The organism is Nocardia sp. NPDC055029 (assembly GCF_053608525.1).
The window spans coordinates 17,508-38,804 of record NZ_JBSGVQ010000047.1 but is presented as its reverse complement, the minus strand read 5'-3'; the positions used below and the strand labels follow the sequence as shown (position 1 = coordinate 38,804).

The following is a 21,297-nucleotide window of genomic DNA, read 5'->3' as shown; positions in this document are numbered from 1 at the left end:
TTAGTTACTCACTAACATAGTGCAGCACGAACCGGAGGTTTCAGTGGGGAAACTGGATGGCAAGGTGGTCTTCGTAACCGGAGCCGCCCGTGGACAGGGCCGGGCACATGCGGTCCACCTCGCCGAAGAGGGCGCCGACATCATCGCAATCGACATCTGCGAGCAGATCGACACCGTGACCTACCCGTTGGCGACCGAGACCGACCTCGACGAAACCGTGCGTCTCGTCGAGAAGCTGGGTCGGCGGATCGTCGCGCACAAGGCAGATGTGCGGGATCCAGGTGCACTCAACGCCGCGCTCGCGGACGGTGTCGCTCAACTCGGACGTTTGGACATCGTGCTTCCCAATGCCGGGATCACCGGGTTCACCGGATTGCGCGGTATGTCGAGCAATCACTGGACGGACATGGTCGATGTGAACCTCACAGGCGTCTGGAACACCTGCAACGCCGCAATTCCGCACTTGCGGAACACCGGCGAAGGAGGCTCCATCGTCATCACGAGCTCGATGGCCGGGTTCCATGCGTTCCGAGGCATGCCGCACTACGTCACCACAAAGCACGGCCTGGTGGGGCTGGTCAAGGCACTCGCCCTCGACCTTGGGCGCTACAACATCCGTGTCAATGGTGTCCACCCAACCCAGGTAGACACCATCATGGTCCACAACGATGCCGTTTACCGATCCTTCCGCCCGGACCTCGAGAATCCGACCCGGGAAGACATCGCCGCAGTCTCGCAGGCGATGCATGTCCTGCCGGTGCCGTGGGTCGAGTCCGTCGATATCTCGAACGCGATCCTGTTCCTGGTTTCCGATGAAGCCCGGTACATCACCGGCGCCCTTCTGCCGGTCGACGCCGGCGCAGACTTGATCGCCTGAAAAAACTGTGGGGTCCACGGCCTATGGCCGGGGACCCCACAGTTTTCGTCGATCAGCTCGCTTGGGCTGACCCGTCTACCCCGTTCACACTCCGGGCCGCCAGCTGGTCGGCGATGTCCATCGCCCGATAGCAGGCCTGCTCCAGCATGGGCGCCAATCGCTCCTGCGGCATCCCGCTCGTACCCCACCGCAGCAACGAATGAATCGCCGAGATACCAGCTCCCACAAGAAAATTTGCTTCGGCGCGGTCAATGTCGGGCCGCACGGCGCGCAGCATGTCGATCCACAGTTCGACATAGTGCCGCTGCTTCCACCGCAATCTGCGCTCATCCGACTCCGGCAGGTTCCTCGCCTCGAGGACGTATGCGAGGTAGAGCTTGCGGTCGTCGATCGTGAATTCCGCCTGCCGACGTACCAACGCCACCAGGACCTCGAGCGGATCATCGACGTCTCGCATGGTTGCCTCAGCATCATCGACCAGTCTGTCGACGACCCGCTCGCACACCTCGACAAGGATCGCCGCCTTGTTCTTGTAGTGGCGATAGATCCCGGTGCCGACAATCCCGGCCGCACCTCCGATGTCGCCGATGTTGACGGCGTGGTATCCCCGGTCGATGAACAACTGCACCGCCGCGGCAAGGATCCGCTCACGTCGCTCCGGGTCGCGCACCCGTGACCGTCCAGGTCCCGTCACGTCTCTCCAATCACTCGCGTACGGCGTACAGCCGTTCGGGTCAGTCTAATGCCATTAGTGAACAATCGGTCACCGCACCATCATTTGAATCGCTGATCCGTACGGGAACGAACAGGCCATCATCGTCATGCCGTGCTCTACCACCTGCGACACCCAGCAACCTTGGCACCAGCATCGACATGCTGCCAATCGGTCCGTTCGCAGTCGAATCGGAGCGCATCCGCGGCACAGAAGGCGGCGCGGCACACCTGGACGACCGACGGTCTTCGCATCGTCTGCCGCTGCAGTCACCAGAGCTGTACCACACGAGCAAGCAGATTCGCACTGAGCCAAGCACTACTGGCCTCCACCCGCGCATCCAGAGCAAGCGAGGCCCGGCGCTCATAACATCAACCGCGGTCACCCCAGTAAACCGCTTCCTACTAGCAGATTCACCCAGAACATCCGAGCACTGGGCGCACGTGCCCGATCGGCCCAGGAGGTTGACGCCTCACAACTGCGCCTGATATACCTAGTCAAGTCAGCGGTCACTAACTAACTAACTAACTTGCGATCGAGTGTGGATCGACCGCAGGGCGGAGCAGCTGATCGCTGTCATTCCTGTGGAGCCGGGGCGCGCGCCACGGCCGACGCAGACGGGCTTCGTACGCCCGGCATCGTGACCGACTACTCACGATCCCGCATGCGCACAACCCGCATAGGAGGAACCATCTGATGTCCGACAGCCGTACGCGACTGAATCCGGAACCTAGCCAGTTCGACGTAGTAGTTGTGGGAGCGGGATTCGCTGGGCTCTATCAGCTGCACCGATTGCGCGCGCAGGGATTCCGCGTGCGCGTCGTGGAAGCAGGCGACGGCGTCGGCGGGACCTGGTACTGGAACCGCTATCCCGGTGCGCGGTGCGACGTCCCGAGCGTCGACTACTCCTATTCCTTCTCCGCTGAACTCCAGCAAGAGTGGGAGTGGAGCGAGAAGTACGCCGCCCAACCGGAGATTCTCCGGTATCTGGAACATGTCGCCGACCGGTTCGATCTGCGCCGCGATATCGAGTTCGGAACCAAGGTCGCCGCAGCTACCTTCGATGAGGACAGCGCCACCTGGCTGGTCGAGACCACCAGCGGGCTGAAGCTTCGAACCCGGTACCTGGTGATGGCAACCGGCGCACTCTCCGACCCTCGACTGCCTGATATCCCGGGCATCGAAGACTTCGCGGGGGAAGCACTGCACACTGCGCGGTGGCCACGTGATGGGGCCGACCTGCGCGGCAAGCGAGTCGGAGTGATCGGCACCGGTTCCTCTGGGGTCCAGGTAACGCCAATTCTCGCGGCACAGGCAGCCCATTTGACTGTTTTCCAGCGAACGCCGGCATTCTGCCTGCCCGCGAACAATCGCCCATTGACGGATGAAGAACGCCGTCATGCCAAAGAACGCGCGCCGTGGCGACGCAAGGCGGCTCGTGAGTCGAGCTTCGGCATGGTCCTGCCCAAACCGACGCAACGGGCACTCGAAGTCGATGCCGAAGAGCGAGAAACAACCTACGAAGCACATTGGCGCGAGGGCGCAGTCATGCCGCTCATGCTCAGCTACCGCGACCTGATGACCAACCACGAAGCTAACGAAACGGTTGCAGAGTTCGCGCGCCGCAAGATCGCTGATGCTGTCGACGACCCGCAGTTGGCGCAGACGCTGACACCCCGCGGCTTCCCGTTCGGCGCCAAGCGCGCCTGCGTCGGGACCAACTACCCAGCAGTGTTCAATCTCCCGCACGTTCAACTCGCTGACGTGTTGAACGACCCGATCGAGCGAATCACCCCTGCAGGGGTACGAACGGCGAGCGGAGCCGAGTACGCGATCGACGTCATGGTTTTCGCCACCGGATTCGACGCGATGACGGGCGCGCTCAACGCGATCGACATCCGTGGTCGTGCTGGTCAGCAGCTCGCCGAGAAGTGGTCGGTCGGGCCGCACAACTACCTGGGACTCATGACCCATGGGTTTCCGAACATGTTCATCATCGGCGGACCCGGCAGCCCTTCGGCACTGTCCAATATGGTGATCTCGATCGAACTACAGGTCGACTGGATCGCCGATTGCCTCGCCTACCTGCGCGACGACGATCTGAACATGATCGACGCCGCCGAGGCCGCTGAGCAGTCGTGGGTCGACGAAGTCAATCGACTGGCGTCGGCAACGCTCTACCCCGAGGGCAACTCCTGGTACCTCGGAGCCAACGTCCCGGGCAAACCCCGGGTCTTCATGCCCTACACCCGTGGGGTCGGCACCTATGCACAGGTCTGTGATGACGTCGTCGCCGACGGCTATCGCGGGTTCGTGCTGGATTCTGTGGAAACCGAAACCAACAAGGGAGACCGCGACCTGGCGGAACTCCCGGAAAGGCCTGCATCATGAGCGGACTCATTGTGGAACGGACGGGCGAGCTTTTGAACATCACGTTCAATCGCCCGGAGAACCTCAACGCCGTGCATCCCGAGGAAGTCGGCGTCATCTGTAAGGAACTCGAGAACCTCAACGGCGTGAAGGCCGTCGTATTCCGCGGAGCCGGTGGGCGCGCGTTCTCCACCGGAATGCACGTCGCAGCCTTCGAGACCTTCGATGAAGCCGGCGCCCTGGATTTCATCACCACCGCTCGCGACCTGCTGGCAGCCATCCGCAAGACCGAGGTCGTCACGATCAGCGTTATCGACGGCTACTGCCTCGGCATCGGCTTCGAAACCGCGCTGGCCTGTGACATTCGAGTTGCCACCCCCGGCTCGAAGTTCGGCCTGCCCGAGATCAAGGTCGGGTTCCCTGCTGTGCTCGACTCGTCGCTTCTGCGCCACTATGTGGGCCTGGGTCTGTCCAAGGAGATCATCCTCACCGGTGACGCCTACCCGCTCGCTGCGCTGGCCCCGTATGGCGTGTTCAACGCCGTCGTCGAACGCGACGAGCTCGAAGGCGAAGTCGAGCGGCTGCTTGGGTTGACCACTCGCCACACCGCGGTCGCAGTCGCCGCTCAGAAGCGACTGTTCGAGACCTGGCTGAACACCGGTGTCAGCGAGTCCAATGACCTCAGCATGGGTGAATTCACAAAAGCCTTCACCTACCCTGAAACGCTGGAGCAGTTCGCGCGCTACCGCGAGAGCGTGACGAAGAAGAAGCCATGACCAAAGCGGCAGTCTTGACCGAAGTCGGCAAGCCGCTCGTTGTCACCGAGATCCAACTGGCTGACCCTGGTCCTGGAGAGATCCTGGTCGATGTCCGCGCCAGTGGACTGTGCCACTCGGATCTCACCTTCGCCAACCACGATTTCGGATTCCGCCTGCCGTTGCTGCTCGGTCACGAAGTCGCAGGAGTCGTGGCCGCGGTTGGTCCTGGAGTGACATCACTCGCCGTGGGTGATCACGTGGTGACCTGCCTGGCCGCCGACTGTGGGCGATGTGGGATGTGCGCGGCAGGCAAACCCTGGATCTGTCTGGACCAGCGGAGTCTCGGGCGCACGCGGGGCTCAGCGCCGCGAATCCAGCTCGACGGAACTACGGTCACCCAGAGTGCTCATCTTGGTGGACTGGCCGAGCAGATACTCACGTCCGAACGTGCCGCGGTTGCCGTGCCGAAGGAAATCCCGTTCGACCGAGCCGCGCTGCTCGGATGCAGTGTGGTGACTGGAGTCGGCGCAGCAACCCACGCCGCAAGCATCCAGATGGGCGAAACCGTCGTCGTTATCGGTTGCGGCGGAGTGGGACTGAATATCATTCAAGGCGCGCGGCTGTCCGGTGCCGGCCAGATCATCGCAGTCGATCTCCAGGGCTCCAAGGCCCATTTGGCGGCTAGCTTCGGTGCAGATCATTTCGTGCAGGCTGGCGACGGAGATCCCGTCGCAGCAGTGCGTGAACTGTGTCCACGCGGAGCCGATCATGTCTTCGAGGTTGTCGGTTCGGCCATCACCGCGAACCAAGCAGTCGCGATGACCAGCAAAGCCGGCACAACGTACCTCGTCGGCATGGCCAAGCCCGGCGTTCAGTACACGTTCGATGCCACGGATCTGATCAACTCCGGCAAAACGATCCGCGCGGTGCTCATGGGCGCTGCCCGGTTCCGTGTAGACGTCCCTCGCTACGCTGATCTTTATCTGGCAGGACGCCTCAATCTCGATGGCCTCATCGATCGCAGGATCCAGCTGTCCGAGGTGAACGAGGGGTTCGAGGCGATGAAAACCGGGGCCGCGGCCCGCTCGGTCGTGGTATTCGACTGAGCCCGAACCGATTTCCCCTTGTGACGGGATTCATACCTCCCGTCACAAGGGGCCTTGCGGGAGCAATCATGACCAGTCCAGAATCCGCCCTTCTGCTCGATGCGTATCGCGATCTCGCAGCCCGCCTGCGCGCTCAACCAACTCCGGACATTCGGTATACCCGGACGCTCTACGAGGAGCTACACGCAGTAACGGCAGAGCCCGAGGGGGTCTGCTACGCAGAGGCGAACGCGAACGGCATTCCCGCTCTCTGGTGTGTTCCGAACGATTCCGAGACCGGCACTGCACTGCTCTTCGCACACGGCGGTGGCTTCCAGGTCGGGTCGACCTCGTTGTACCGCAAGCTGGCCGGACACCTGGCAGCCAGAGCGGGAGTTCCGGCACTCCTGTTCGACTATCGACTTGCGCCCGAATTTCCATATCCTGCACAGCTGTCGGACTTCGCCGCTGTGGAGCGCTGGCTCGCCCAACGAGACGTATCGATGGATCGAGTTGTCGTAGTCGGCGACTCCGCCGGGGCAAATCTCGCCACGATGCACGTTCTGCGTTCGACGGGCAATGGCTTCACCGCTCCCGCTGGGATGGTCGCATTCTCCCCTTGGTACGACCTCACTTTGAGCAGCCCTTCAGTCACCTCAAGGCGGAAGCTCGACGTCGCGGTCAGTCGATCCGGTCTCTCCGCTATGCGGGACTCGTATTTGGCCGACGGCCCCGGCCCCGACGACCCAGCAGTGAACCCGATGAACGCCGACCTCGCCAGGATGCCTCCCACATTGGTGTTGACAGGTGATCACGAAATCCTGCTCGATGACACCCTCCGCTTCGCCGATCGTGCTCGTGCCGTGGGCGTTTCGATCGACGTCGGCATCTATCCAGGGATGCCGCACGTCTTTCCACTTCTCGCCGGCCGCGCGCCGGAAGCGGACGCGGCGGTGGACCGTGCTGGTCGCTGGGCTCGAGCCCGATTGGGATTGCCGCCTCGGCCAGCAGCGTTGTGACCCCGAACGGAGCGATGCGGGTGTTCCGGTCAGAACGTACTGGATGCTCGCTTTGTCGCGATCCTCGGCACCGCAGGATTCGGCAGTCAGCCTGCTGAGGCCAATCCGCGGCGGCCGCCCGCGGCGCATCTCCGTCCCTTGCTCGATACACGCCCCATGGCCCTCCCACGGAAGCTGCACGGGAACTGAACCGAAGCGAACAGAATATGCACAAGTACATCGCTCGAAGAATCATGACGACTGGACTAGCAGCAGCGACAGCGATCGTGCTGACAGTGAGCGCGGCTCCAGCAGCTGGGGATCCCCGCCCGTTCGCTGCGGTCGACGTCCCGGGGCCCGCGCTGTCGGTGCCCGACGACCAGCTCGCGGCAAGTATTACATGTACGCCGGCGGCTCATAGCGCCGAACGGAATGTCGTCCTGTTCGTACCTGGCACGGGCTTGACGCCTGAAGAGAATTACCGCCTCGGCTGGTTCCGTTCTTTGGACCAGCTCGGCTGGCCGTATTGTTCCGTAGCTGATCCCGATCATGCTCTGGGCGATGCCCAGATCGCGGCGGAGTACGTCGCCAATGCAATCAGGTACGTGCATCAGATCAGCGGCCGGGCGGTGAACATTGTCGGCCACAGTCAAGGGGGAACCCAGCCGCGCTTCGCGATGCGCTTCTGGCCGGACCTTCGTCCCCTGGTCGACGACTACGTCGGTATCGCGGCGACGAATCACGGCAGCCTGATCGTCGACCTGACGTGCAACGCGACGCTGGGATGCCCACCGGCCGCCTGGCAGCAGGGTACCGATTCGCGATACACCAGAGCGATGAACTCGGGGCAGGAAACCTTTGCCGGTATCTCCTATACCAACGTCTACACTCGCACCGATCCGATCGTTCAGCCCAACCTCAATGTCAACGGCAGCTCAAGCCTACGTACCGGTGGCGGAGCTATCAGCAACATCGGCGTGCAGGACCTCTGCTCACTCCGACTCTCCGAGCATTTCGGTGTAGGGGTATTTGACGCGACGACCTTTGCCATTGCCATGGACGCGTTCACCCATCCAGGCCCGGCCGACCCTGCACGAATCCGGCACGATGTCTGCTCGCGGCTGTTCATGCCAGGGGTCGATGTGTCAACACTTCCACGCGAGGTGGCATCCGTAATCGCGTCCGTCACTGCACGACTCGCGCAGCACCCCCGTGTCAACGCCGAGCCGGAACTGCGGCCATACGTCTTCGAGCACTGATCGTCGTGTACCCGCGAGCACATCGATAGAGCTAGCCCACACTAACCCGGACAGACGTCGAATGACGACCGAAACCTCGAAACCTTAGGTGAGCCCCCCGGCTGGCAACGTCAAAATAGCCCGGGCCGTGCTGACGGCAGCGGAAACCGGTTTCTGGTTGGCAAAGTTCACTTTGACAACCAGAATGCTACTGACATACAGTCAGTATGTGTTCCCGTTCAGGACGCCGACGGTGAGCGTCGCCAACCCAGGAGGGCAAGTTGACCCGAACGGTCGTTGTGGATTTGTTCCACGCTAGGTGCAGGGGGCGCTCAGCCGGTGGACGACTGTCCAGCCTTCCAGGCGAGGATTTCGAACGTCCTCATACCCGGGCGATGTTCACATCGAAGGCCACCGCCACAGTTCCGTCATTGCGCTTCCCCACCGACGGGCGCCATGACCTGCATGAGATGTGCAAGAGTCAGATGGCCAACGCCGCGATGAGCGAGCGGATCTAACTCGCCATGATGACGGTCGTCGTACTCACAGTCTGCGTTCAGATAGTCGTGCTGACCGTCGCCCATGTCTGGTCGAATGACATCATTCGACCGATCTCCGTCGCCGATCGTTGGTCCGATTTCGCGAGCCGCTGGCGTGAGCGATTGAGCCCGAAAGTTGCTGAAATACTTCCTGATACGGTGATTTGCCAAGGATGCCGTACATCAGATCCTCGCGCGTGGCTCACCGCCGTCCGGGAACACGATCTGAGGGGTAAGGAACCGGAAGTCGCCCGTCGTAAACCGGCGTAGCCACACACGATCGTAGCGGTCTCGCCGATCTCGCAGTCCGACGTGCAGAGCACGTCCGCCACCCGCGCACCCAGCCCTCGGAACTGTCGAATACTACGGGTTCAGTCGATGCCTCTGTACTGAACCGTGTTTCGGGCAAACCTCCGCGTCACCGACGCTTCAGTGACGACCTCGTAGTGAGCACCTACGGCGAGAACCTTGCAGGCGCAGAGCTATTGGCCCTCTAGATCGCAGTCGTACCTCTGGGCGAGTTGGACCAGCAGTTGCGAGAATCTCGGCGGCTCATCACCACCGAGCGAGCGCACCAAAGAACAGCCTGCGTGCAAAATATGCTGTGCCAGAATGGTTTCGGCCCCATCCGCATCCCGCGCGAGCCACGCTTTCAGCAAAGCTTCGTGTTCGTCACTCGATCGGGTGATCGAGTCGGTAGACCTGCCATGGTACACCCGCCGATAGCGTGAAAACCGCTCCCAGTAACCGCGCAAGCTGACAAGAAGTGGGTCAGGATCCACTGTCGCGAGACCGTACAGAGCGAAATGGAACTCTTGGTTCGCCGCATCGAACTCGTCGGTCCGAGCGTGCGCCTCCGGACGACTCTCTAGCCACCGACTGTGCATTTCCCTCAGTTCGACTGCCTCTTCCTCCGAGTGATTCAGCGCCGCGACCCGAACCGCGAGAGGTTCCAGCAACATGCGTAAGACGAGGATGTCCTGAACTTCGGCGGGCGAGAAGCGAACAACTTGAACCCCAGACCGAGGCCGGATCGCCACCCAACCTTCTGCTTCGAGGAGCCGGAACGCTTCTCTCAGAGGCGTCCGGCTGACACCGAACGCCTCGGCGTATTCATCCTGGCGGATGTGGGCACCCGGTTCGAGATCCCCCGTGATGATCTGCTCGCGCAGACTGTCGGCGATACGGACGACCAGAGTCCGTGAATCGAGGTTCCAGGAAACCGCCATCAACCACTCCCAGTATTAAATCGACTGAGTACAACCTACCGGACCGCTGGTGGCTAGATACGGTGCCGCTTCTTTCAACCGACGATCCGGGTTCGATGACCCTCGAACATGTCCCCCGCACGGCGGTCCGGTCGCCGATCATGCCGCACAGGTGAACTACCGACGACTCCGAATCCAGCAGCGACACGGCCAGGAACTGCCCGCGCCAGGTGTCTGCCTGCTCCGAGGCCAGTGATGCTCAGAACTGACACTGTTGCACTGGACCACGCTAGTTGCGGCTATGACCTGCTGCTTTCTGGTGGTCCTAGCTGGCTTCGGACCAGCGACCCCCGCGCGCCTTGATTCTGTTCGAGCTTGCCGAGCCCAACAAATCTAGCCAAATCGTGTTCCCTGGAGATTGGAACAGCTACTGATCGGGCGGGAGTAGGTGCCCGACGCCCTCACATCCGATCGATCCAACCGCGGTCGCTGGGGCGCCGAGATACCTTCTGTTGTCGACGCAGGCCAAGGCAAGCCCGTACCAGCAACAGCAGCTCGGCCACAATTGTGTCGGCTGGACCAATACCCCTATCCCCGCCGAGATACTGGGTAGCCGATCAACAACCACCACAACGCAATTGCCAGCCCGAAGATGAACCACTGTCGACTCAGGTTGCGCGCCGAGTGACGGGTACATCCCGAATGGACTGCGGCGCTGATGGTTGCCGGCGAAGTAGCCGCAATGTCCACTGAGCCTGCATCCTCGACGCCGCCGCTACACCGGTGGGCCACCACAAAAGTCGCGGCTGCGCACATCCAGGTTCACCCGGAGGTCCTGCGCCGCTGGGCCCGACGTCCTGACAAGATCCGAACCTCGCTTGGTTTCGTCCCGAGATTGCGGAGTTCGCTGACACACCTCACGGTCGATGGCAAGCACGGTCCCCCGAATGGCCGGACTCCTGCGCGATCAGGTGACTGATGTTCGGTCATGCCGACCGCCGCCGGGCTGACTCCGCCGTTCGAAATCCAAGGTTCCTGCCGGATGCAGGGCAGAGCGCCCCAGCGAAAACCACGTCCTGAGGCATCCATACATTCCTGGGACTCGGCAGTTCGGCCAGTTTCAGCTTTGCGTGCAGCTTCTCGACCTCCGTTCGTGGTCGTATCGCAGCTTGGAAGGCAGCGACAAAGCATCGATCCTGAACGATCTAGTGAGCCTCGCCCATCCAACTGCCACCGTCACGCGGCGCGAACTGAGTAGCAGTTGCAGGACCTGAAGGGGGTGCAGGACGGATCTGACCTTGAGATAGTTGAAGAGGCGCTGTTCGACAACCTTGCTCTGATGGTCGAATCGCCAGACCTCGATGCCGCGCCCGGTTCTATGTCCGCGTGGTCCGCCGTACCATTCGTTGACTATCGTCTCACCGGTTGCGGCGACGAGGCGCTTGGAGACGCTGAATCGGGTTGCTTCGAATCCGGCACAGGTCCTCGCCCACGCCTCGTGGATCGCATCGATACCGATGGATTCCTCGAGTGCGCCGTCGGTGATTATCACCTGTCGCGCGTCCGTTGCGAAGATTTCGTAGATCGCCTCGGTGACGTACTCGTTCGTCGCGTGCTCCACGGATTCGACGAACGCGACCGCGTCGTCGGGTCGGCGCCCAACCGCGGAAGCCGACGCGACAGCGTGGTCTCGACTCGGGAGCGCATCAAACCCGTCGGAATCATTTGAGCCACTCATCGGTCCACGCCCCTGACTCCGACGAGCTGGCCTCTGCGATTTCAGGTTTCGTGAAAGTGGAAGAGCCACTGACAGGTCTAGAAGTGACCATGCCAGTATGACCTTCCCGGGCGGGCGCACGACTCGGTCATCGTCCACTTGCCTTGTAGGCCTCGTGGGCGATCTCGATGACCCGTCATACTCGACGTATCAGCCGCTACTCGGCGAACGCCTCCACCACAGTGGAGTTGTCCGCTAGCTGGCACTCGTCCACATCGGCGAACAGATCGCTGCGCGGCACGCGCTCGGCGTACACACGACCAGGGTCACCGGGAGCCGCCAGCCGGACGAAGACGCGGCGAGCTTCGTCTCGCTGCTTGTCAGAGAGCTTCGCGTAGGCCTCTTCCGCGCACGGCGACAACCTCGTAGATCGTCGCCGTGCGCGGGGACATCGCGGTCGGCGATGTCCTTCATGACCACCCTTCATTCACTGTGGTTGCCGGTTCCGGCGTATAGGATCGGAAATACGCTGTATATCAACCTATTTCGACTTCTGCTCGTTACCGAATCGAACCGTACGTGCCGATCGTTCGGGTGCCGAGTCGCGTTGGGCTAATTCGATTCTCGACCCTGTCTCACAGCCGTGATTGGGAGCGACGCATGGTTTCCGGATCGATCTCTTGGATCTGGAGGACGACACCGTCGGGGTCGGTGACGCGGATGCTGCGGCCGAAGTCCTCGTCTACGAGGGTGTGCTCGTATCCGTCGGCAGCGAGCCGGGCGGATACCTCCTCGAGCCGCTCATCGGTGGAGAATCCGAGCTCGACAGTGCCAGGGGGGCGTCCCTTGGAGACGGCGGCGTCGTGGACACCGACCGCGCCTGCCGGAGCGTCCAGGTGAGCCCACACAGCGACACTGACGTCTGCACGGTAGGTGAGGCCGAGGCCTTCATAGAAGCGGCGGGATGCGGCCACGTCGGCGACATAGCGGATGGGCAGGACGGTGAGCACGGGCATTCTTCTGATGCTGTGGGATGTTTGGTGCCTCAACTCTGGAAGAGGGGCGGTGGATAGTCGCTCACGGTGTCGAATTGTGGTGGATTCCAACGCTAGGCTGCTGATTGTGGTGGATCACGTCAAGCTTGACGAGGACGATCGGCGGATGCTGCACGCCCTACAGCTCGACGGCCGTGCGTCGTTCGCGCGAATCGCGACGGTTCTGGGGTTGTCCGAACGGACTGTCTCCCGCCGCTATCACCGGCTGCGGTCCCAGCTGGCGCTGCGCGTGTTCGGCATCACCGGCCATGACCAGCGAGCTCAGGAGGACTGGTTCCTGCGCATCACGGCTACGCCCGCGTCTGTAGATGCCGTCGCGCGCATTCTTGCCGCCCGGTCGGACACAGCATGGATCGCATCCCTGGCAGGTAGTGGCGGGCTCAGTTGCATCCTCCGCGTGCCCACCGCGACCGGAGAAGGGAGCGCCGCGCTCGAGCAGTTCCGGCGCGGGACAGCCGGCGGGACAGTGACCGCCCAAAGACTGCTCATGCCTGTCGCAGGTGTTGGTGGGTGGCCTGGTCGGCTGCAGGCACTGACAGCCACCGAGCAGGAAGCTCTGAAACCGTCTGCTATGGGCCAGGGCACATCGGCGTCGCTGTCGCCTGATGACGAGAGACTGCTGCGGCTGCTGGCAGCCGACGGCCGCACGAGTGTTGCCCGGCTCGCCAGTGCCTCAAGCATCCCGGAATCCACGGTGCGCCGCAGGATCGTGGAGTTGACTGCCCGGGGTGTGCTGATGTTCGAGGTCGAGGTCGATCCCAAGCTCTACGGACGGTACGTCGACGTGATCTGCTGGCTGGATGTGCAACCAGCCGCACTCCGGACCGTCACCGCCGCGCTCGGCTCACACACACAAGTTGCCTTCGCCGCCACGACCACGGGAACAAGCAACATCGTCGCCCTCGTCGAGGTCACCACCACGAACGAACTCCACGACTACCTCTCCGACCGCATCGGCACACTTCCTGGTGTGCACCGAGTTCACACGGAGATTGTCTCCCGATGGATCAAGCGAGCTGGTCCGCCCTTATTGCCACCTTCCTGAGCGCTGCGGTCATGTTCCTACACATCCCCTCTGTCTTTCGGAGGCGACGAAGTGAGCGTTGGCCGACCATTCATCATCGCGACCGAACTCACTACCCGGTTCGCCTAGTGGCCTAAAGCGATGGTGGCGGTTCTCCAGGGGCCTCGGGGCGACAGAACCCTATGACTGGTCAACACGGCCGGTCTTGCTCGTGTGAAGCCGGGGCAGCGAGGAAGGCAGGCAGCTGGTTACCGGGGACCTGGTCGACAGTTGACGGGGTTGCGTCACAGTGAGGTGGGGTGCTGAACAGCGGCAGCCGCGCGGGGCCGAGGGTCTTCGGGTACAGGTCGGTTATGGTCGTTCCCCTTGTATTGACGGACTGAGCTGTAGATTTCATCGAGCGTAGCTGTGACCGCCGCCCACCCAGAGTCGGTGGAGCGACGCCGATCTGTTCAGCGACTGGGTACGGCTCGGGTAGACGGCAGCCATCAGCGCCTAACGATCCACAGGGCAGTCGCGAGTACGACGATCGCGGCCCAGATGATCCAGTAGATCGCTGGCGCACCAACCACGGCCAAGGCAGCCGCGGCGACGGCGAACACGACGATTTGAGTTGTTCGCACAGGGTGGTGCCTCCTTCGTTGTTGTCCTGCAGAGCAAGTGGACGACGGCCGGGGTGCCCTATCCCCCAGGTCCTTCAGTCGCTCGGCCTTCAGGCTATCTCTGTTCCTTCCTGCTCCACTCCGAACAAGATCAGCCCACACCGCCACCGGATGCACACCTGAAACCAACACACAACAAACACACACTTTTGACCGGAATCGACGGGAAACAATGAGAACCCGCCAGCGCATCGACCACATGAAAAATGTTGACTACCAGCATTATTGGGAACCGTTGGGCAGCTTCCGAGGAACTGGAACCGTCGCCAGGTGGTCGCAGGTTCAAATCCTGTCAGCCCGACAGTGAAAACCCCCTCTGACCTCGGTCGGAGGGGGTTTTCTTGTGTTCCGGGACTTGACGTGGTTCGGCCCATACACACAGTTACAGCACAAAAATGACGTCGGCGGGGTTCGTCAACGGCTCCGGGAGCACCGATTTCTGCCCAAAGAGCGACCATGAGCCGCCCAACTCAGCATTTGTGTCCGACATCACACAATTGCCCCGGTTGGGGCACTCGGCGTATCCCGGTAGGACGGTTCGAGGGCAAGCCAACGCCGCCCGGCGTCGTCCTGACTCACACCCGCCAGGTATCGCCCGGTCCCGGCGGGCCCCCAAGCTCCCGAGGCCGTCAGCGGGCCTCCGATATACTCGACCGCAGGAAGAGCTACTGATCGCAACACATCAGTGAGCGACGCATGCCTTCCGCTCCTCCATCGCCTGACACGGCGAACTCTGCTTCCCCTATGCCCGACGGCGAAACCTGGCTCACCAGCCCAGATCTCGCCTCGCGCTGGCACATCCCCCTCAAACCTTCGCCTCCTGGGCCTCCGCAGGCACCGGCCCCCGCTACAGCCATCTCGGCCGACACCGTCGATACCGTGCGCACCTGGGAGCTTCAGCGTCTGCTCGGGACGCGGTCCACGGCACGTAGCCCGCGACACCAACCGCGGCCGATGACGAGAAATGGTTGACCACCGCCGATCTCGCCCAGCGCTTGCAGATCCCAGCCAAGACCCTGGCTGCCTGGTCTTGCAACGGCACAGGGCCGCTCTATGCCCGTCTCGGCCGACACCGTCGATACCGCCTCGCCGACGTCGGCGCGTGGGAAGACCAAACTCCCGAGGTCCGCCCGCCCGCATCCGTCGCACCGCTGGCTGAGGATCCACCCCCAATCCGCAGGGTGTTGGGCAGCTACGGAAATGAGCACTGGGTGCCTCGAACTCCGGACGGTGTCTGGGATAGCAATTTTGGCTCACCTCAGGTGACGAAGAAGCTCTCGAGCACCTGCGCAGTCTGGGTGTCTGTGTATACACCCACCTGGTCTGACGCTTTGCCGGCACCGCGTCGAAGCAGTCCAGAAGTCCTCTGGAAAAACGACCCTGGTACAGCATCGGTTTGGTGACACTGGAACAGGTGAAGCGCCCGCACAGCCATGTCGCCGTCGTAGGCACGTAGCTTCTCGTACTCGCGAAATCCCACACCCCATTGGAAACATCGCGCCGGTACCACCGAGCTGCGTCGACTGGCCGCGGCCCGGCGAGCGAGCGATCTAGCGCAGGACCCGGGCAGTTTCCGGCGGGCTCGTTGTGGAGCCGCCGGAAACTCGCGACGGAGGTGCCGCTAGCGCGCCGAAACCACGGCCCCAGTCAGGTGTCCGACCGTGGACGCGAGATCGCCGCAGGCCTGCTCGTACTGGCGGCGCAGGGTCGCCACAAGGTCGGCGGTCGACCCGGCTTCGGTGACGGCACCGATGCCCTGACCCGCACCCCAGACATCGCGCCAGGCCTTGGCATCGGTGCCGGACGAACCGAAATTCATCTGCGAGGGGTCCGACTCGGGCAGGTTGTCGGGGTCGAGACCAGCGGCGACGATGCTGCCGCGCAAGTAGTTCCCGTGCACGCCGGTGAACAGATTGCTGTAGACGATGTCGGCCGCGGTGGAGTCGACGACCATCTGCCGGTAGCCGGGCACGACGTTGGCCTCGGTGGTCGACAGGAACGCCGAGCCGATGTAGGCCAGGTCGGCACCGGCGGCCTGAGCCGCCAGGATCGACCGGCCGTGTGCGATGGAACCAGACAGCAGCAGCGGACCGTCGAACCAGGTGCGGATCTCCTGGATCAGCGCGAAGGGCGACTGGGTCCCGGCATGCCCGCCGGCGCCCGCGGCCACCGCGATGAGCCCGTCGGCGCCCTTCTCGATCGCCTTGCGCGCGTACTCGTTGTTGATCACGTCGTGGAGCACGAGTCCGCCGTAGGAGTGCACCGCGTCGTTGATCTCGGTCCGCGCGCCTAGCGAACTGATCACGATCGGCACCTCGTGCTCGACGATGACCGCCATGTCCTGCTCGAGCCGATCGTTGGAGCGATGCACGATCTGATTGACCGCGAACGGCGCCACCACCGCCTCCGGGTTCGCCGCCGCGAATGCCGCGTTCTCCTCGACGATGCGTTCGAGCCAGTCGCCGAGCTGCGACGCTGGCCGCGCGTTCAGCGCCGGAAACGATCCGACGATCCCGGCCTGACACTGGGCGATGACGAGCTCGGGGCCCGACGCGATGAACATCGGCGAGGCGACCACAGGCAGGGACAGGCGGCCGGAAAGCTGCAGGGGCAGTGCCATTGAATCCTCCGAAGGCAGGACGGACCAGCGGTCGAGCCGCCGGGCGAACGTCAGTTCCTGCACGATAGGACGCACACCGACCCATATGCAACCAGTTGCATATCGATCGTGGCGTCAATCACCGTGCCGATCCGATCGGCGGCGCCGCGACCGCCCAGTCGTGCCCTCGGGTTGGTGGACGACGCCACTCCTGTCCGGAGTCGTTGGATTCGCTTGTCGCTTCCGCAGGCCCACGAGCCACCGCGGGCTAGGTCGCCGACAACAAATAACAGCGCCGCGACCAGGTACGCCGAGGTGGCGCCGGTCTCAACGGAAATCATGGAACCACTCCGGTTGTCATGTGCACGTCAACTGCGGGAGAACATGGCGAGCATCCGGCGAGTCACCGCGGAGCCACCGAAGACATTGATGCTCGCGAGCAGAATTGCCGCGGACGACAACAGTGTGATCAACCAGTCGCCGTACCCGATCTGGAGCAGTGCCGCGACCGCGATCCCGACCCGACGGCCCGGCGACATCGGCTGTTTCGGTGCCTGCGCTCCGCAGGAGGTGAGGTCACCCTGCCTCGGCGGGTGAATCTGGCAATCATGGACTACGAGTTCGTCGCCGAGGGGGTGCCGTTACCGGCGCCCTACGCTGCACTCCAGCTTTCCGAACATGGACACTGCTGGACCGACACGTCCAGGCCGCTCCCCCACCGAAGTCGACCGGATTTGCGAAGATAGACCCATTCGCTCGAGCAGTCCGACAGCATCTTGGGGTTGACAACCGGCTCGCCTGTGATGCGAGGATCATCGAAAGCGTGCTTTACGCACGAAATTTGGTCGTGGCATAGTCGAACACGCGCAGGCTTCCCAGAAACCGGGCGGCAGCGTTGGCCAATTCATCGAGCAGACAGGACAAGCCGCATGGCACGCAAAGTGGTAGTCAACATCGTCGACGACATCGACGGCACCACACCCGCTACCGAAACGGTCACCTTCGGTGTCGATGGTGCCCTCTACGAAATCGACCTCTCCGACAACAACGCAGCCACGCTGCGTGACACCATGGAGCAGTGGGTCCCGCACGCCCGCAAAACCGGCCGCACGGCCAAATCCACCAGCCGACCCATTCCATCCCCGGCCAAGCCTGCGCGAAACCCCAACGATCTCACCGCGATCCGCACCTGGGCCGCAGAAAACGGCCACAAAGTTTCCGCGCGCGGCCGCATCGCCGCCGAGATCGTCGACGCCTACAACAAGGCGGTCGCCTGACCGACCTGCTCGTGCCCGGACAACCCGGGCACGAGCAGCGGGGCACGGATCCAGCGGTGGTGGCACCCACCGTTGTGCCAAGTCCTCGACGACAGCTACTCGAACCAGACCCGACACCTGTCACCGATCGACAGAACATCGGCTACGCCGCGCCGAAATACTCAACCTGACTTCCATGAGGAAGAAAGGAGTTCGCGCGTTGCCCGCGGTAGATATCACAGACTCGCGGGTGATCAAGGGCTCCTAGCGACTCCGAAATCCTAACCGTTATGTTCGAGCGCACGATCAGGACGACCGAACGTCAGGAACCGAAGGACCCAGTCGAAGGCTTCGACGCCGGCACTTCCACGGTGTAGTCGGAACCCTTGACCTGATCGGGTGAAGTGTGGGAGCTACCGCAGAAGCCGCTGAGCTGGTAACGACCTGGAGCCAGACCCGAGCGGACAGGACGCACGGTACTGCCTGGACCCGCTGAGCCGGCGGGATCGTGTTCGGTGAATTCATGCACCGAACCATCGATCCCGATCACCGCAAAACACACTCCCCTGTCGTTCGGGTTGATGATCGTGGCCACGATGGAATCGTCGCCTTGCGCCACGAACGCCAACTGCGGCGGCTGGTAGGACTCCGCAACCGCAGTCCCCGGCGCGAACACAACCCCTGCCACCACAACCGACACACCCGCCGCGATTCGATTCACCATCATTCGGGTGATTCTGGCATACAGATCCGAAACTGGTTCAGGGGCAGGCACACTCACGTCGATCGCGACTACCCAAGCTAAGAACTGTCCCGTACGTTATTGAGCGGCAACGGTATCGTGTCACCAGTGGTGATCTCGGCGACTGCCCCGGTGATAGTGGAGCTGTTCTCCGGCCTGCAGCCGCGCAAGTTCGCTCGCCTGATCACCCAGTTGCGGTGAGATGGCGCCGACCGGCCTTTGCGAGGCCGACCCTGGGGATTATGGTTCGAAGACCGGGTGCTGCTGGTGACCACTGTCGTCATGGCTGCCCACCACCTCTGGCAACAGAATCCCTGCCTACCCACCCTCGCTTCGATCGCGACGTCGACAACCGGGCACGCATACCAGAATTCGTTGTTGGAGAGCGGGAATCTTGGTTCATGCACGGACCGTAGCAATCTGATTCGGTCTCCGGATCCCGGAAAGACCCGGAAGTTCACCCTGAAAAGGCCCCCTACCCGACATCCTGCGCCGATGAGTCAGCCGCCGAGAGTAGACAGCTCACGCTGCAATCTGCACCCGCTAATCGGCTCCGCGTCTGGTGTCGTATGCCCACATCGCGATCTCGACGCGGTTGCGGGCGCCGAGCTTGCTCATCAACGATGCGACGTGGGTCTTGACCGTGCTCAGGCCGACGAAGAGCTCGATGGCGATCTCGGCGTTGGTCCGGCCGCGTGCCACCAGCGCGAGCACCTCCTCCTCGCGCTCGGTGAGCGGGTCGATGGGCTGGACCGGTACCACCGGCGCCTGGTCGGCGAAGGTCGCCAGCAGCCGGCGGGTGACGTTGGGGGCGATCAGCGCGTCCCCGTCGGCCGCCGCGTGGATGGCCTGCACGAGGAGCCCCGGCCCGGCGTCTTTGAGCAGGAAGCCGCGGGCGCCGGCGCGTAGGGCGCCGAGGACGTACTCATCGAGGTCGAAGGTGGTGATCACGACAACCGCCATCGGGTCCGTGACGCCTGGCCCCGCAAGGCGTCGCGTCACTTCGATGCCGTCGAGCCCGGGCATCCGGATGTCGACCAGGAGGACATCGGGACGCAGCCGGGTCGCCAGGTCGAGCGCTGCGAGCCCGTCGGCCGCCTCCCCCACGACCTCGAGGTCGGGTTGCGCGCCGAGGATCATCACCAGCCCGGTCCGGACCAAGTCCTGGTCGTCGGCTACAACCACACGAATGCTCATGCCGGCGCATCCACGGGCAGCACTGCCTCGACCACCCAACCACCCTCGGGCCCCGGCCCCGCGGAGAGCGATCCGCCGAGGAGATGGGCGCGTTCGGCCATGCCCAGCAGGCCGAATCCAGGTTTCGGGACCGGGCCCGGCTCGGTCTGTCCATCGTCGCTGACCCGCAGCCTGACGGTGTCGCCGTCCCGGCGTACGTCGATCCCGACGCGGGTCGCGCTCCGGGCGTGCCGTACGGCGTTGGTCAGGGACTCCTGCGCGAGCCGGTAGAGCGCGGCGTCCACGGGTCGTGCCAGCCGGGTCGACGAACCGTCCAGCGAGACCTCGACGGTGGGCGTCGCGTCGGCGCGCGCCAGAGCAGGCAGGTCCGCGACACCCCGTTGCGGTGAGTAGGCGACGGCTTCCTCCGCACGCAGCACCCGCACCATGGATCTCATCTCTGCCAGGGTTCGCGACGCTTCGGACTCTATCGCGGCCAGGACCTCGGCAGCCTTCTCCGGCTGGATGGCGGCGACCACGCCACCGGCCTGCGCCTGCACCGCGATGGCCGAGACGTGGTGGGCCACGGTGTCGTGCAGCTCGCGCGCCAGCGCCACCCGTTCCTGATTGCGGATCTCGCGCCGTTGGCGATGCCAGAGGTCCGCGCGGTAGCGGAACACCGCCGCCAGGGCGACGAACAACAGCAAGAGGACGCTTCCGCCGAAAACGTCGGCCGAGCCCGCGGAGGAGGCGTACATCCCCAGCGCGACGACGACTGCCACGAACACCGTCCCCACGACGATCTCGCGTCCCGAGCCCCACCGCACCAGGGCGTAGAGCAGGATCAAGTCGGCCATCATGGAGTAGAGGCCGAGGTCCCCGGCATGCGTAGTCAGCTGCAGGACCGAGAGCAGCCCGGCGACGCCCCACCCGACCAGGGCGGCCATCAGGGGGCGGCTTCGCCGCCAGAGCAGGGCAGGCATCAGCGCCAGGGCGAGCACCGCTACCAGGGGTCGCCAGGCCAAGCCCGGCCGAACGATGCTTTCGACCAAGGTGGCGGCCGCGAACACGCCAACCAGCAGCCAGTCGAGACGACCGATGGGTGGGGCGTCACCAGGCCGCGGCTCATGCCAGAGGGAGCGCCGGACAGTGACCACGGCTTCAGCATAGGGATCGGCGCGCCTCGGCGTACCCGCCGAAAGAACGAGAGAGGGATCATGCCATCGGCCAGGCGAACTCCAGCCTCCGGGCCGGTGTGCCCGGCGCCAGGCCCAGCGATCG

The 21,297-nt window shown here is 63.4% G+C and carries 19 protein-coding genes and 1 pseudogene; 9 read left to right on the top strand and 11 right to left on the bottom strand.

Annotated features, from left to right (window positions below):
* Positions 1-43 precede the first annotated feature (43 nt).
* Positions 44-877, top strand: a complete 834-nt coding sequence (locus ACWF9G_RS30025) for a mycofactocin-coupled SDR family oxidoreductase (RefSeq protein WP_452519441.1) — start codon at positions 44-46, stop codon at positions 875-877.
* A gap of 52 nt (positions 878-929) precedes the next feature.
* On the opposite strand, the gene ACWF9G_RS30020 is transcribed toward ACWF9G_RS30025, so the two are convergent.
* Positions 930-1,547 carry a TetR/AcrR family transcriptional regulator gene (locus ACWF9G_RS30020; protein ID WP_452519440.1) on the bottom strand — a complete coding sequence of 206 codons (618 nt, stop codon included), beginning with the start codon at positions 1,545-1,547 and terminating at the stop codon, positions 930-932.
* 738 nt (positions 1,548-2,285) lie between these two features.
* Here ACWF9G_RS30020 and ACWF9G_RS30015 point away from each other — a divergent pair.
* From ACWF9G_RS30015 to ACWF9G_RS29995, 5 genes are all read left to right on the top strand, one after another.
* Positions 2,286-3,980 carry a flavin-containing monooxygenase gene (locus tag ACWF9G_RS30015; protein WP_452519438.1) on the top strand — a complete coding sequence of 565 codons (1,695 nt, stop codon included), beginning with the start codon at positions 2,286-2,288 and terminating at the stop codon, positions 3,978-3,980.
* Positions 3,977-4,735 (top strand): enoyl-CoA hydratase/isomerase family protein, encoded by a 759-nt coding sequence (locus ACWF9G_RS30010; RefSeq protein ID WP_452519437.1) that lies wholly within the window; start codon positions 3,977-3,979, stop codon positions 4,733-4,735. Before ACWF9G_RS30015 ends, ACWF9G_RS30010 begins: the two co-directional genes overlap by 4 nt.
* Positions 4,732-5,823 (top strand): Zn-dependent alcohol dehydrogenase, encoded by a 1,092-nt coding sequence (locus ACWF9G_RS30005; protein WP_452519435.1) that lies wholly within the window; start codon positions 4,732-4,734, stop codon positions 5,821-5,823. The genes ACWF9G_RS30010 and ACWF9G_RS30005 overlap by 4 nt, the downstream gene beginning before the upstream one ends.
* Before the next feature lie 68 nt (positions 5,824-5,891).
* On the top strand, positions 5,892-6,821 hold the full coding sequence (locus tag ACWF9G_RS30000) for an alpha/beta hydrolase (protein ID WP_452519434.1): 930 nt from the start codon (positions 5,892-5,894) through the stop codon (positions 6,819-6,821).
* A 206-nt stretch (positions 6,822-7,027) separates the two neighbouring features.
* Positions 7,028-8,059 carry a lipase family alpha/beta hydrolase gene (locus ACWF9G_RS29995; RefSeq protein WP_452519433.1) on the top strand — a complete coding sequence of 344 codons (1,032 nt, stop codon included), beginning with the start codon at positions 7,028-7,030 and terminating at the stop codon, positions 8,057-8,059.
* Positions 8,060-9,059: 1,000 nt separating this feature from the next.
* Here ACWF9G_RS29995 and ACWF9G_RS29990 read toward each other — a convergent pair.
* The 4 genes from ACWF9G_RS29990 to ACWF9G_RS29975 all read right to left on the bottom strand — a co-directional run bounded on the left by ACWF9G_RS29990 (position 9,060) and on the right by ACWF9G_RS29975 (position 12,518).
* A complete protein-coding gene (locus ACWF9G_RS29990; protein ID WP_452519431.1) occupies positions 9,060-9,806 on the bottom strand; it encodes a GntR family transcriptional regulator in 747 nt (248 codons plus the stop codon).
* Between the two features lie 1,099 nt (positions 9,807-10,905).
* The gene (locus ACWF9G_RS29985) at positions 10,906-11,523 is read right to left on the bottom strand and encodes a nuclear transport factor 2 family protein (protein WP_452519430.1); all 618 of its coding nucleotides are present in this window, start codon (positions 11,521-11,523) and stop codon (positions 10,906-10,908) included.
* 196 nt (positions 11,524-11,719) lie between these two features.
* The gene (locus ACWF9G_RS29980; protein WP_452519429.1) at positions 11,720-11,923 is read right to left on the bottom strand and encodes an nSTAND1 domain-containing NTPase; all 204 of its coding nucleotides are present in this window, start codon (positions 11,921-11,923) and stop codon (positions 11,720-11,722) included.
* Positions 11,924-12,137: 214 nt separating this feature from the next.
* The gene (locus ACWF9G_RS29975) at positions 12,138-12,518 is read right to left on the bottom strand and encodes a VOC family protein (protein WP_452519427.1); all 381 of its coding nucleotides are present in this window, start codon (positions 12,516-12,518) and stop codon (positions 12,138-12,140) included.
* Positions 12,519-12,594: 76 nt separating this feature from the next.
* Here ACWF9G_RS29975 and ACWF9G_RS29970 point away from each other — a divergent pair, with 76 nt between their 5' ends.
* A complete protein-coding gene (locus tag ACWF9G_RS29970) occupies positions 12,595-13,602 on the top strand; it encodes an Lrp/AsnC family transcriptional regulator (protein ID WP_452519425.1) in 1,008 nt (335 codons plus the stop codon).
* A gap of 467 nt (positions 13,603-14,069) precedes the next feature.
* Here ACWF9G_RS29970 and ACWF9G_RS29965 read toward each other — a convergent pair whose 3' ends face one another.
* Complete coding sequence (locus ACWF9G_RS29965; protein WP_452519423.1) at positions 14,070-14,204, bottom strand: hypothetical protein; 135 nt, start codon at positions 14,202-14,204, stop codon at positions 14,070-14,072.
* A 1,007-nt stretch (positions 14,205-15,211) separates the two neighbouring features.
* Between ACWF9G_RS29965 and ACWF9G_RS29960 the strand changes: the two genes are divergently transcribed.
* Positions 15,212-15,646, top strand: coding sequence for a helix-turn-helix domain-containing protein (locus ACWF9G_RS29960; protein WP_452519421.1), 435 nt, complete (start codon positions 15,212-15,214; stop codon positions 15,644-15,646).
* Positions 15,647-15,864: 218 nt separating this feature from the next.
* Here ACWF9G_RS29960 and ACWF9G_RS29955 read toward each other — a convergent pair whose 3' ends face one another.
* Together ACWF9G_RS29955 and ACWF9G_RS29950 are read right to left on the bottom strand one after the other, a co-directional pair.
* Positions 15,865-16,863, bottom strand: a complete 999-nt coding sequence (locus ACWF9G_RS29955; protein ID WP_452519465.1) for an NAD(P)H-dependent flavin oxidoreductase — start codon at positions 16,861-16,863, stop codon at positions 15,865-15,867.
* Between the two features lie 347 nt (positions 16,864-17,210).
* Positions 17,211-17,357, bottom strand: a pseudogene (locus ACWF9G_RS29950) (proton-translocating transhydrogenase family protein); the annotation flags it as partial.
* 414 nt (positions 17,358-17,771) lie between these two features.
* Here ACWF9G_RS29950 and ACWF9G_RS29945 point away from each other — a divergent pair.
* Entirely contained in the window at positions 17,772-18,119 is a 348-nt protein-coding gene (locus ACWF9G_RS29945) for a histone-like nucleoid-structuring protein Lsr2 (RefSeq protein WP_452519419.1), read from the top strand.
* Between the two features lie 301 nt (positions 18,120-18,420).
* Here ACWF9G_RS29945 and ACWF9G_RS29940 read toward each other — a convergent pair whose 3' ends face one another.
* From ACWF9G_RS29940 to ACWF9G_RS29930, 3 genes are all read right to left on the bottom strand, one after another.
* On the bottom strand, positions 18,421-18,825 hold the full coding sequence (locus ACWF9G_RS29940) for a hypothetical protein (RefSeq protein ID WP_452519418.1): 405 nt from the start codon (positions 18,823-18,825) through the stop codon (positions 18,421-18,423).
* A gap of 558 nt (positions 18,826-19,383) precedes the next feature.
* On the bottom strand, positions 19,384-20,037 hold the full coding sequence (locus ACWF9G_RS29935) for a response regulator (protein WP_452519417.1): 654 nt from the start codon (positions 20,035-20,037) through the stop codon (positions 19,384-19,386).
* Positions 20,034-21,173 (bottom strand): sensor histidine kinase, encoded by a 1,140-nt coding sequence (locus tag ACWF9G_RS29930; RefSeq protein ID WP_452519415.1) that lies wholly within the window; start codon positions 21,171-21,173, stop codon positions 20,034-20,036. Before ACWF9G_RS29930 ends, ACWF9G_RS29935 begins: the two co-directional genes overlap by 4 nt.
* Positions 21,174-21,297: the final 124 nt, after the last annotated feature.

Excerpts from the sequence above, each read along its gene's own strand:
- ACWF9G_RS30015 (WP_452519438.1), top strand. The coding sequence starts at position 2,286 with ATGTCCGACAGCCGTACGCGACTGAATCCGGAACCTAGCCAGTTCGAC.
- ACWF9G_RS30000 (WP_452519434.1), top strand. The coding sequence starts at position 5,892 with ATGACCAGTCCAGAATCCGCCCTTCTGCTCGATGCGTATCGCGATCTC.
- ACWF9G_RS29975 (WP_452519427.1), bottom strand. The coding sequence starts at position 12,518 with ATGCCCGTGCTCACCGTCCTGCCCATCCGCTATGTCGCCGACGTGGCC.
- ACWF9G_RS29990 (WP_452519431.1), bottom strand. The coding sequence starts at position 9,806 with ATGGCGGTTTCCTGGAACCTCGATTCACGGACTCTGGTCGTCCGTATC.
- ACWF9G_RS29995 (WP_452519433.1), top strand. The coding sequence starts at position 7,028 with ATGCACAAGTACATCGCTCGAAGAATCATGACGACTGGACTAGCAGCA.
- ACWF9G_RS29940 (WP_452519418.1), bottom strand. The coding sequence starts at position 18,825 with ATGATGGTGAATCGAATCGCGGCGGGTGTGTCGGTTGTGGTGGCAGGG.
- ACWF9G_RS30010 (WP_452519437.1), top strand. The coding sequence starts at position 3,977 with ATGAGCGGACTCATTGTGGAACGGACGGGCGAGCTTTTGAACATCACG.
- ACWF9G_RS29945 (WP_452519419.1), top strand. The coding sequence starts at position 17,772 with ATGGCACGCAAAGTGGTAGTCAACATCGTCGACGACATCGACGGCACC.
- ACWF9G_RS29935 (WP_452519417.1), bottom strand. The coding sequence starts at position 20,037 with ATGAGCATTCGTGTGGTTGTAGCCGACGACCAGGACTTGGTCCGGACC.
- ACWF9G_RS29985 (WP_452519430.1), bottom strand. The coding sequence starts at position 11,523 with ATGAGTGGCTCAAATGATTCCGACGGGTTTGATGCGCTCCCGAGTCGA.
- ACWF9G_RS30005 (WP_452519435.1), top strand. The coding sequence starts at position 4,732 with ATGACCAAAGCGGCAGTCTTGACCGAAGTCGGCAAGCCGCTCGTTGTC.
- ACWF9G_RS29955 (WP_452519465.1), bottom strand. The coding sequence starts at position 16,863 with ATGGCACTGCCCCTGCAGCTTTCCGGCCGCCTGTCCCTGCCTGTGGTC.